The following is a 10568-nucleotide window of genomic DNA, read 5'->3' as shown; positions in this document are numbered from 1 at the left end:
GGCCGACCGCCACAGGCGGCGCGGAGCCACGCACAGGGCGGCCTTGGCCGGCCGAGCATGGCGAGCGGGGATGATGGCGGGCGAGGGGGCTGGCACAGCCCACACGGCGCGTCTGCGCCGGTATGATGCGGATCGCTAGATCCGCCGCGTCAGGGATCGTCGCCCGACAGGGGCGAGACGCACGAAGGAGCATAGCGACGCGCGGGCGGCTCGACGTAGGCCGCCAGGCCGCAGCAGAGCCCGGCCCCCCAACGGGGGGGTGACGCACACAGGCACCAGGTTAGGCGGGCGCGGACGCGCCAGCTGCCGCCAACTGATCTGCCGCAACCTTACCTTCCGGTGAAAGAACGAGCTTCCATCCTTCGAGATCGTCGTCAGGCACGATACTGATGTATCCGGCGGTCACGAGATCCAGGCCGAAATCACAGGTATGGCGGAACAAGATCTTTTGGTCTGACAAAATCCGGACAAAAATATTGACTTTCGCCCTACCATTTTGGCACAATATATCGCAATGATTGCGCTCGGCTAAGAGATGGGACAAAAACGACCGTTTTCGCCACTTTCGAGCGGGCTGGTCGCGGGGACAGAGGATGCGTTTGGGATACATGCGTGTCTCGCGCGGCGATGTGCAGAACCTCGGCTTGCAGCGTCAGGCGCTGGAAGACGCCGGTTGCGAGAAATTCTTCGAAGACCGGATGAGTGGCGCTGGCCTTGATAGGCCGGGCATGAAAGATCTGCTTGGTCAGCTCAGGAAGGGCGATGAAATTATCGTTTGGAAGCTCGATCGTGCGGCTCGAAATCTCTCTGACCTTTTGGTGCTTCTGGACACTCTCGAGTCGCGGGGGGTGGCCTTTCGATCCTTGACCGAGGGGCTGCAGACCAGCGGGCCGATGGGGCGTGTTGTTAGCCAAATCCTTGGAGCATTCGCTGAGTTCGAGCGTGGTCTGATAGTAGAGCGGACCAAGGCAGGTCTTGATGCAGCGAGAAAACGCGGCGCTGTGCTTGGCCGGCCGCGAGCTCTCAAAGTGTCGCAGCGACAGCATGTCGCCAACGAAGTTACGGCCGGGCGAATGACCGTGTCTGATGCGGCGAGGCTATTCAGTGTTAGCACGCGTACAGTCAGAAGGTTGCTTAATTCGTGTGAGTAGCAAGTCAGAATAAGCGATCGTATCGACGGGTGGCCCGGCGGTAAATAGGGACTTTCTCTGGTGTGTTTCAGTGGGCGGCAAGAAAACATGACGACAAGAGATGAGGACAGAGACTTTTTCTTTGGCGGGCTAACCGTCACTACGTTAGCTGGCGTCCAGCGTGCCGAACGTGAGTTCATATCACTCGTGGAAATTTTTAAGGAGAAGGTCTCTGCAGAAGCGTTTACCCGTCATCTTCGGCGGATCGTTCAAAAATATGGCAGATTCCTTCTTACACAAGGGCACTCGAACGCTCCGCTTGAGGATCTTATAACGCTCATTGACGTCAATCAGGTAGATCTTGCCAGAATCTACACTTGGCAAGCTGCATACAAATTTTTTGGTGTAGAACTCGTCTTTCACGAAGGCGTGGTCGAACTTCAATCTTGCTGGACCTATGACGGGAGCCACCAACGTGAATTAGAAGAGTGCTTCTTGAATCCGCTTAAAAGATCCGGTTTGTTTAGAAAACTAATTGTCAACAACGGCGGAGATTGGGTGCCGTTTGAGCCGGGACGTCTGCGTTTCGCTCAGCCAGACCCCCATATCCGTCGACAGGGAGAACCCGAGCAATAGGTAAACTGGGGCGGAACCGCGGAACTTCGCCGTCTTCCCCCCGAAGACGCACACCCCGGCCTGCGGCGCCCAGCGTTGTGGGCGCGGCGCCTTCGGCCGGGGCGCTCCGCTACGCTCCGGGCGCTTTGCGCCTGGATTTCGGGGAGAAGGCGGCTCGATGAGGGGCCTTACCGTATAACCATGCCCGTTCTAGGTGACGGTCCCTAGCTGGCCGCCGACGCGTTCTGCTCGTAGCTGACGAATTTCGCCGGCCGGGTCGCTCGAAGTGTTGCGGGTGGCCTGAGAAGGTCGGCCAACGGCTCGCCCAACACGGCAGCCAAGTGCGCCGCGTAGTCGATCGACACATCAGTCTTGCCGGTCTCGAGGCGCGCGATGAATGAATAGCCGAGCTTATATTTCTCGCAGAATTTGACGATGCTGAGCCCGATGACGTGGCGCCGCAGATAGCGCACGTTCTCGCCCAGCCAGACGGCCTCCTTGCTGACCCCTTGGTGCTTGGCGAAGGCCATGACCCGATCTCCCTATCCTCGGCCGGAGCCGGTCGTCGCGTCCAATCTTTACCGTAGCTTAGCACCGCTCTCTGCGACGCGGTCTTCGCAGAATCGGCTATGTCAGTTGTGATACAGCGATTCTCTGTGCAAGAGTGAAAGAATCGCCCCTCTGCATAGGAGTCCCGACGCCCAGCAAGCTGAACCACAGACCCCCGAAACAGCAAAGGCCCCCGCGAGGGGGGCCAGTGCGCAGATTTCGATTTTTAAGGGATGCAACCGGTCGCCAAACCGGGATGCGGAACACCAAAGCGGCAAAACACTTCCGCGAGCATCCCCGAAAAATCGTCCGAAAGCAAGCCTTGCTTGCAACGGCGTCGTGCGTCCTGCCGCCAGCCTCGCGCGGACCTTGGAAAACCAAGGAAAAACGGATGCTTGCCCACAGTTCACGCCCGTCCGGGCGCAGGATCATCACGCCGGCGATGGCACGTGCGCGCCTGGCGCTGGACATCGCCCCCACGTCTGACGCGGGACGCGGCTCGATCATCGTCGCCTTCAAGCGCGGTGCCCGCGCGATGGGCGCGCCGAAAGGCGTCGTCGAGCTGGTTCTCTACCTGGCGAGCCGCACCAAGGCTTGCGACTGGCAACCCGGGGCGTTGTGCATCGCCCATCCGTCGAACAGGGATCTCGAGGTCGAACTGTGTGTCGGCCGGAGCCGGGTTAAGTCGCTGATCCGAGCGGCCGCCGAATGGGGGTTTCTGACCTGCGTGGACAGCCCGACGGGCCGGAGATACGCCCGCCGTGACCCCGCGACTGGACAGATCAGCGTCGGCTACGGCTTCGACTTGTCACCTTTGTCGCGCAGGCATGACGAGTTCCGTGCGGCCATAGCGGCGCAGGCAGAACGCGAGCGCGAGGCCGAGCGGCTGCGCCGACATATCGTGACCACCGCGATCCTCATCAAAAGTTTTGCCGACGGCTTCAGCGCGGAGGGGCTGGCCGACCCGGATCTGACCGGGTTTGCTTCTGGCGCGGCTGCCGTAGCAGCCCGGCGAGGGCGGTCCTGGGACCTGGAGCTGCTAAGCCGGCTGGGTAGCGAAATCGACGCATTGATGCGGCGTGCTGAGGCCCGAGTTGCTCTGCTGCTTCCTGTGGAAACTGACCCCCTGGGGGGCCAAAAACTGGCCCCTATTACACCTACAAACCCACCTGCTTTAGCTACCGCCTATGTAGAAACGGAAGGGCGCTCCGCACCCTCGGCTAAAGAAGATGAGCGTAGCCGGACGTCCCGTGCCTTCTCCGCAGCGCCATCCGCCGCGGCGATCCAATCGGACCCGCTGCGGGGCTTCCTCGTCACCCCTGGATTGTTCCTGCGGATCGCACCCGAGCTACGGGATCTATGCCCGACCAGTCGTCCGACAGATGAGCAGCTTCTTGAGGCGTGCAGCTATCAGGCAGGCCGGCTTGGAATATCGACCCATGCATGGGGCCAGGCGTGCGTCACCCTCGGCCGGCGCGGCGCCTGCGCGGCGCTGGTTGTCATCGCCCACAAGACGGCCAGCAACAAGGTGAGCAGCCCGGGGGGGTACCTGCGGAAGATGGTCGAACGTCATCTCGCCGGAGAGCTGCACCTCGACAAAACGCTGTTCGGAATCGTGGATGAGGCCGGTTTCCGGGGTGCCAGCTAGTGTGAATCCATAAAAACGCAACAATGCCAATGTCGCGAAAAAGCGGGATTTCCTCAGCCTCGGCAGCGGTTGATATGTCGTAAGCGTGCGATATCAGAATACACCCCGATTAACACAAAACCGTGATCTCCCGCCAATACACCAGGGGCAGCAGGCTAAGTGCTTGTAAACGCCAACAAGGGATGATTCACGTTGCTAACATGATGTTCATCCAGCCGACATTTTGGCTTGTCATAAGGAGAAATTTCTGTTTTCTCTCATTATCGAGGGTTGCAGATGACCAAGCGTAACCCGAGTAAAAGCAATGAATTATCGTCTTCCGACGGCCAGAAGGAAGGTTCCGGGCTTGCCATTTCCGACGATCACGGTTCATTCGACGCCGCATGTGAATCGCCCGACACGACGGGCGATTACGTCTGGGGGTGGCCGTCTTTGTCTGAACCGTTTGAGCTATCGGACCTCCGGCGAGGTGTCCGGGAGGGAAAGCGGATACTCGGCGCCTTCATCGTGGATCGGTCTCACGACGGACGATCGGCATTCGTCGTCTATTTCCGGTCAGACTGGGTCAAGAGCCGTAGATTCCAAATTCTACGAACGTTCCGGGGCAAGGCCGACCGGGAATACAAGCACCTCAACGACCTCTATCTCACGATCCGTGAGATGGGTTATGACGGCAGGGTCTCCATCTACCGAGCCGGAGACAAGGATCTCGCCCTTTATGCGGGGACGCTGCCGGTCGATCTCGAAAGGCCGACTGAGCCGTAAGCTCATTCTGTTGGCGACGGCGTCGCTTCTGTTCACATTGGGGACAGCGCACGCCACGCCGCTCGATCAGGCTCTGTTCAGCTCGCTGACGGTCAAGTGCGCCGCGAATGTCGCGCCGCTGACCATGGCCTCGATTGCGGCGACTGAGACCGGCTTCGAGCCCTATACGGTGCATGACAACACCACGCGAACCAGCGGCGTCTTCCAGACGGCCGCTGAGGCGACGAACGTCGCGTCGCGACTGGTGGCGGTCGGAGATTCGGTCGATCTCGGGTTGATGCAGATCAACTCGAAGAATCTGCCGATGCTGGGCCTGTCTGTGGCCGACACGTTCGACCCCTGCACGTCGCTGTCCGCAGCCGCCCTCATCCTGGGCGACGCCTATACCGGTGGCAGCACTCATGACGAGCAGCAGGCGGCGCTCAGGGTCGCGATCTCCCGCTACAACACGGGCGACAGCGAGCGAGGCTTCACCAACGGCTATGTTGGCAAGGTCGATCGCCATGCCGCCAAGTTCGTTCCGGCGCTGGACGTCAGACCAGACCCGGACGCGAAACCGCTGTCCGCCCCGACTGCGGCGGACGCGGCGCCCACCGATCCGAATGCCCCGCCGGGCTGGGACGTGTGGGCCAGCTACGACTACCAAGCCGCCAAGGACGCGGGGAAGCGGCCTTCCCCGGAACCGGCTACGCCGACTGCGCAACCGGCCTCGGCAATCGTTTTCCAATGAAGGACATCTCCATGAATGCAAACGCTTCGCTCGTTCACCACGCAGCGGTTCAGCTGCGCCTCTACTCGGGTCTCCGTCTGGCGGGCCGGAAGAGCCGCCGCCTCGCTGTCGCGCTTCTCGCGTCACTGACCCCGATCGCCGCGCAGGCACAGACCGTTTCAGGCGGCGCCGATCCGACGACGATGATCAAGAACGTCTGCACGTTCATCCTGGGACCGTTCGGCCAGACCCTCGCCGTGCTGGGCATTATCGGTATCGGTCTCGCGTGGATGTTCGGCCGCGTCTCGATGTCGATCATCGCCGGTGTCATCGGCGGAATCGTCGTGATGTTCGGCGCCGCCTATCTCGGCCAGACCCTGACGGGCGGCTGACGGATGGAGAAGCTGGAGGAAGAGACCTTGTATCTCGCCGCCACCAGGCCGGCCCTGTTCATGGGGATTCCTCTTTCGCTGGCGGGGGTTCTTGTCATGGCGGCCGGTCTGGTCGTCGTGATCTTCAAGAACCCCCTCTATCTCATCCTGATGGGGCCGATCTACGGCGCCGCGCGCATCCTGGTCGCGCGTGACTACAACGCGGTCCGCGTCGTCGGGCTGTGGTTCCGCACCAAGGGCCGTAAGGTCGACAAGCATGTGTGGGGTGGGTCGACAGTGTCGAATTTCCCGCTGGACGTGCCCAAGAGCGGCCGGGGGATCGTCTGATGGCGGGAGCCACCATGCTTAAGGAAGCGTCGGCGGAGACCTATCTGCCGTACGTCGGTCACATCGCCCCGGATGTTGTGCTGTTGAAGGACGGCTCGGTGATGGCGATGGGCCATCTTCAGGGGGTGCCCTTCGAGCTCGAAGAGCCGGTCATGCGCAATGCACGGATGCGCACGATCAACACCATCCTGCGTAACATCGCTGACGACAACATCACGATTTCGACTTACCTGGTCCGGCACGCCGACATTCCCGAGCTGCCGGAGACCCGGTTCCGCTCGGCCTTCGCGCGGGATCTCGATGCGGCCTACCGCGAGCGCGTGCTGTCCGGGCGGCTGTTCCGCAACGAGTTCTTTCTGGCCGTCACGGTGTCGCCGCGCAACGTGCTGGGCAAGAGCGGCGCGGCACTAACCCGCAAGTTGCGCCGGATCAAGAACGGTGAGGCTTCGGCCTCGCCGTCGGACCGGCGGGAGCTGGAGGACGTCTGGCATATCGTCAGCTCGGCGCTGTCGGCCTATGGCGTGCGGCGGCTGGGCTTGCGCGAGCGCGGCGAGGTCGTGTTCAGCGAGATCGGCGAGGCGCTGCGCATGGTGATGACCGGCCGGTTTCTGCCGGTCCCCCTCGTCTCGGGCTCGCTGGGTGCGTCGCTCTATACGGACCGCGTGATCTGCGGCAACCGCGCCTTCGAGATCAGGGCGCCCGACGAAACCTATGTCGGGGGCGTGTTCTCGTTCCGGGAATATCCGGCCAAGACCCGGCCGGGGATGCTGAACAGCCTGCTGAGCGCGGAATTTCCGCTGGTGCTGAGCCAGAGCTTTTCCTTCCTGACCCGTGCCCAGGCCGACAGCGTGTTGACCACCAAGGCCGCACAGATGGTCAGCGCCGGGGACAAGGCGGCCAGCCAGATCGAGGGCCTGGAGGCGGCTGTCGACAAGCTGGTCAGCAACGAATTCGTCGTCGGCTCGCACCACCTGTCCCTGACGGTGTTCGCGGCAGACCTGCCCCAGCTCGGCGAGCGCGCCGCACGGGCGCGGGCACGGCTTACCGATGCCGGCGCGGTGGTCGTGCAGGAAGGAATCGGCATCGAGGCGGCCTATTGGGCGCAGTTGCCGGGCAACTTCACCTGGCGCACCCGCCCGGGCGCGATCAACAGCCGCAATTTCGCAGCACTCTCGCCCTTCGACAATTTCCCGTCCGGTTCGCGCAGCGGGTGGTGGGGACCGGCGATCATCCGGTTCCGCACCGATGGAGCGACGCCCTACGACTACGTCTCGCACGTCGTCGATGTCGGCATGACGGCGATCTTCGGGCCGATCGGGTCGGGCAAGACCACCTTCATGATGTATCTGCTGGCGGCGATGGAGCAGTCCCTGTCGGGCCGTCAGGGTGCGGTGGTGTTCTTCGACAAGGACCGCGGCGGCGAGCTGCTGGTGAGGGCCACCGGCGGGGTCTATCTCGAACTCAAGCGTGGCCAGCCCTCCGGCCTGGCGCCCCTGCGCGGGCTGACGGATGAGCCGAACAGCATCGACTTCCTGCGCGAGTGGATCACCGGCCTGATCGAGAGCGACGGCAAAGGGTCCCTGCCGGCCGAGGAGAACCGGCGCCTCGAGCGCGGCATCCGCCGCCAGCTGAGCTATCCGGTGGAGATGCGCTCGCTCGCGGGCCTGCGGGAGTTCCTGCAGCATGGTCCGGAAGACGGGGCCGGAGCGCGCCTCGAGCGCTGGTGCCGGGGCTCCGCCCTCGGCTGGGCCTTCGACGGCGAGACCGATGACGTCGAGCTGTCGTCGTCGATCACCGGCTTCGACATGACTCACCTGCTCGATTACGAGGAAGTCTGCGCACCGGCGGCGGCCTACCTGCTGCACCGCATCGCCTCGGTGGTCGACGGTCGGCGCTTCGTGATGTCGTGCGACGAGTTCCGGGCCTATCTGCTCAACCCGCTGTTCGCGAGCGTGATCGACAAGTTCCTGCTCACGGTGCGCAAGAACAACGGCATGCTGATCCTCGCCACCCAGCAGCCCGAACACGTCCTGGAATCCAAGCTCGGGGCGTCGCTGGTCGCTCAGTGCATGACCAAGATCCTCTACCCGTCCCCGACAGCCGACGAGAAGGCTTACGTCGAGGGCCTGAAATGCACTCAGGGCGAATACCGCGCGGTGCGCGAGGACATGCTCGGCCTGTCGCGGCGCTTCCTGCTCAAGCGAGAGGAAGGCTCGGTGATCTGCGAGTTCGATCTGTCCTCGATGCCGGAATACGTCGCGGTCCTGTCCGGCCGCGCCAACACGGTGCGGTTCGGCGAGAAGCTGCGCGCCGAGCTTGGCGATGACCCCGCGAATTGGGTCGGCCCGTTCATGCAGCGCTACCACGAAGCCAAGGATTAAGGAGGATCGATATGAAAAAAACCGTTATCGCCACAATGATGGTCACCAGCCTGATCGCCCCCATTGCGGTTCGTGCACAAGGCGCGATGGCCGTGGTCGACATGAAAGCCATTCTCCAGGACGCCAAGGAGTTCAAATCAGAGATCGACGATCTCGACAGCCAGGCGAAATCTTTGAAAGACACCTACTCGATGTTCACCAACGCGTCGAACATCCAGAGCCTGCTGCCTGACCTCAATGGGAGCGCCCTGACACAGCCGATGCCGCAGGCAAACGAGCTGGTGGGCAGCATCCTCGGCCAGACCGGGCTGACCCCGTCCGGTCAGCAGTTTTTCAGCGCGAACTCGGCCACATTGCCAACGGGCAACGACACCATGTCGCAGCTGCTCCGACAGCGCGCAATCAGTATCTCGAATATGCAGGGCTTCGCGACGACGCAGATCGCCTCGATCGACGAACGCCTGAACGACCTCCATGAGATGCAGCTTGCCGTCGACCAAGCCACCGACATCAAGCAGCTCGAGGCAGTCCACGCCCGGATCAACATCGAGAATCAGGCGATCCAGACGCAGGCGGCCCAGGCGCAGTCGTTGCAGGCGATGGCCGCCGCGCAGGCACAGGCGCAGGAGCTCGCGGGGGAGGCCAAGGCACACTCCGATGCCCAGGCGGCCGCGGCTGCGATGCCGGCGGAGATCCAGTAATTGCGAGCGCTCATCGCCTCGGCCGGTCTGGCCCTCGCGCTTGCGACAATCGCACCGGTGATCGCGGCTGCCCCGTCTCCGGACCGGGCGGCGCACACCGTCAGCGATTATATCCGCAACGGTACGCTCCGTGACCAGGTCTGGCATGAGTGTATCAATGACCGGACATACGAGAATTATCCCGACTGCAAGAATGTGACGGTCGCGAATACGGTCGTTTCGGCACCGCCGATGCCGGGTGATTCAAGCGACTTCATGACGCAGCCCAAAACTTACGAGAAGGACGCGATCACTCGGCGCCTGACACTCTCCAGATGCTTCGATCCTGGGTGGGTGGTGAGATCACCCAAGGCTTGGTGCAACGCTGCGGTGCAGGCCCAAAAGGCTGCCGGTCCGAACGGACAGTAGAGGTAGGGATAACGAGAATGGCCGATATGACGCCGTTTACCGTTTATGGACAGGACTTCTCGACGTCATTCGACATGGGTACGTCGAACCTTGTTTCGTCGGCTCTCAGTGCTGTATCGGCTCCATTCACCGCCCTAATTGTGCTCTGGATCATCGTCACCGGCATGCTGATCATGCGGGGGGACATCGACACCCGGCGGGGAATTACCCGCATTGTCAGGGTCTGTCTGGTCTCAGCCTTCATCATGGAGGCCGGTGTTTACAACTCGTACGTGTCCAGCTTCTTCCAGACCGGCCTTCCGAATTGGGTCGCCGACTCAGTGTCAAACGGCAAGGCCTCGTCGACTCCAGAGGCATTCGACCAAATACTCAACACCATCGGCCATCAAGTCGCGACGATCGACTCGCATCTGTCCTGGTATCAGATCGTTGATCTGATCGAGCTGGCCTGCGCGCAGCTGGTGTCCTTTGTGCTGCTGGTGGTGTGCTTCGCAGTCTACATCGTAGCACACGCGATGACCGACGTTCTGGTCGTGGCCGGTCCGTTCCTCATCGGCGGGTTTCTTTTCGATGCGACCCGCCACATTGCCGAGCGCTGGATCGGCAAGCTCATTGGCCTCGCGCTGCTCACTCTCTTGGTCAACATCGCCATAACGATCGTTACCAATGGGATCGAGAACTACATCAAAATCAGCGGCCTGAACGCCATGGCAAAATCAGGGACACCGGATATTGCGATTCAAGTTCTGTTCGAGACCCTGATGTATATGGGGATCGGGGCTTTCATCATCTGCATGTTGCCGGCCGTCTCCGCAAGTATCGGGGGCGGTGTGGCTTTGAACGCCGCCGGTCCCGTCCTAAACTCGATTGTCGGGGGCGCTTCCGGCGGCGTTAACACGATCGCCAGAGCCCTTAATTCAAGAAAGACATAGTCACTTACCCC

Annotated in this window: 13 protein-coding genes; 11 read left to right on the top strand and 2 right to left on the bottom strand. The window is 61.9% G+C overall.

Features of this window, described 5'->3' with window-relative positions; translation table 11 throughout:
• Window positions 1-280: 280 nt before the first annotated feature.
• Window positions 281-610: a hypothetical protein gene (locus FHR90_RS15345; RefSeq protein ID WP_176621706.1), complete on the bottom strand. Its 330-nt coding sequence runs from the start codon at window positions 608-610 to the stop codon at window positions 281-283.
• Here FHR90_RS15345 and FHR90_RS15340 point away from each other — a divergent pair.
• Together FHR90_RS15340 and FHR90_RS15335 are read left to right on the top strand one after the other, a co-directional pair.
• Window positions 609-1151 carry a recombinase family protein gene (locus FHR90_RS15340; RefSeq protein WP_246330317.1) on the top strand — a complete coding sequence of 181 codons (543 nt, stop codon included), beginning with the start codon at window positions 609-611 and terminating at the stop codon, window positions 1149-1151. The two genes, FHR90_RS15345 and FHR90_RS15340, sit on opposite strands and share 2 nt — an antisense overlap.
• A gap of 87 nt (window positions 1152-1238) precedes the next feature.
• Window positions 1239-1766: a hypothetical protein gene (locus FHR90_RS15335; protein ID WP_183275502.1), complete on the top strand. Its 528-nt coding sequence runs from the start codon at window positions 1239-1241 to the stop codon at window positions 1764-1766.
• Window positions 1767-1969: 203 nt separating this feature from the next.
• Here FHR90_RS15335 and FHR90_RS15330 read toward each other — a convergent pair whose 3' ends face one another.
• Window positions 1970-2275 (bottom strand): helix-turn-helix domain-containing protein, encoded by a 306-nt coding sequence (locus FHR90_RS15330; protein ID WP_176621703.1) that lies wholly within the window; start codon window positions 2273-2275, stop codon window positions 1970-1972.
• Between the two features lie 275 nt (window positions 2276-2550).
• Here FHR90_RS15330 and repC point away from each other — a divergent pair, with 275 nt between their 5' ends.
• The 9 genes from repC to FHR90_RS15285 all read left to right on the top strand — a co-directional run bounded on the left by repC (window position 2551) and on the right by FHR90_RS15285 (window position 10557).
• Complete coding sequence (gene repC / locus FHR90_RS15325; protein WP_176621702.1) at window positions 2551-3942, top strand: plasmid replication protein RepC; 1392 nt, start codon at window positions 2551-2553, stop codon at window positions 3940-3942.
• 276 nt (window positions 3943-4218) lie between these two features.
• A complete protein-coding gene (locus FHR90_RS15320) occupies window positions 4219-4707 on the top strand; it encodes a hypothetical protein (protein ID WP_246330316.1) in 489 nt (162 codons plus the stop codon).
• A gap of 10 nt (window positions 4708-4717) precedes the next feature.
• Window positions 4718-5437, top strand: coding sequence for a transglycosylase SLT domain-containing protein (locus FHR90_RS15315; protein WP_246330315.1), 720 nt, complete (start codon window positions 4718-4720; stop codon window positions 5435-5437).
• Complete coding sequence (gene virB2 / locus FHR90_RS15310) at window positions 5434-5808, top strand: pilin major subunit VirB2 (RefSeq protein ID WP_218061883.1); 375 nt, start codon at window positions 5434-5436, stop codon at window positions 5806-5808. Before FHR90_RS15315 ends, virB2 begins: the two co-directional genes overlap by 4 nt.
• Window positions 5809-5811: 3 nt before the next feature.
• Window positions 5812-6135: a type IV secretion system protein VirB3 gene (locus FHR90_RS15305; protein ID WP_176621700.1), complete on the top strand. Its 324-nt coding sequence runs from the start codon at window positions 5812-5814 to the stop codon at window positions 6133-6135.
• Complete coding sequence (locus FHR90_RS15300; RefSeq protein WP_176621699.1) at window positions 6135-8516, top strand: VirB4 family type IV secretion/conjugal transfer ATPase; 2382 nt, start codon at window positions 6135-6137, stop codon at window positions 8514-8516. Before FHR90_RS15305 ends, FHR90_RS15300 begins: the two co-directional genes overlap by 1 nt.
• A gap of 11 nt (window positions 8517-8527) precedes the next feature.
• Window positions 8528-9217 carry a type IV secretion system protein gene (locus FHR90_RS15295; protein ID WP_176621698.1) on the top strand — a complete coding sequence of 230 codons (690 nt, stop codon included), beginning with the start codon at window positions 8528-8530 and terminating at the stop codon, window positions 9215-9217.
• Window positions 9218-9625 (top strand): entry exclusion protein, encoded by a 408-nt coding sequence (locus FHR90_RS15290; protein WP_176621697.1) that lies wholly within the window; start codon window positions 9218-9220, stop codon window positions 9623-9625.
• Window positions 9626-9642: 17 nt separating this feature from the next.
• Entirely contained in the window at window positions 9643-10557 is a 915-nt protein-coding gene (locus FHR90_RS15285; protein ID WP_246330314.1) for a type IV secretion system protein, read from the top strand.
• The last annotated feature ends 11 nt before the right edge of the window (window positions 10558-10568 follow it).

The organism is Endobacter medicaginis (genome assembly GCF_014192375.1).
Classification (GTDB): Bacteria; Pseudomonadota; Alphaproteobacteria; order Acetobacterales; family Acetobacteraceae; genus Endobacter; species Endobacter medicaginis.
This window is presented reverse-complemented; position numbering and strand designations above follow the sequence as displayed.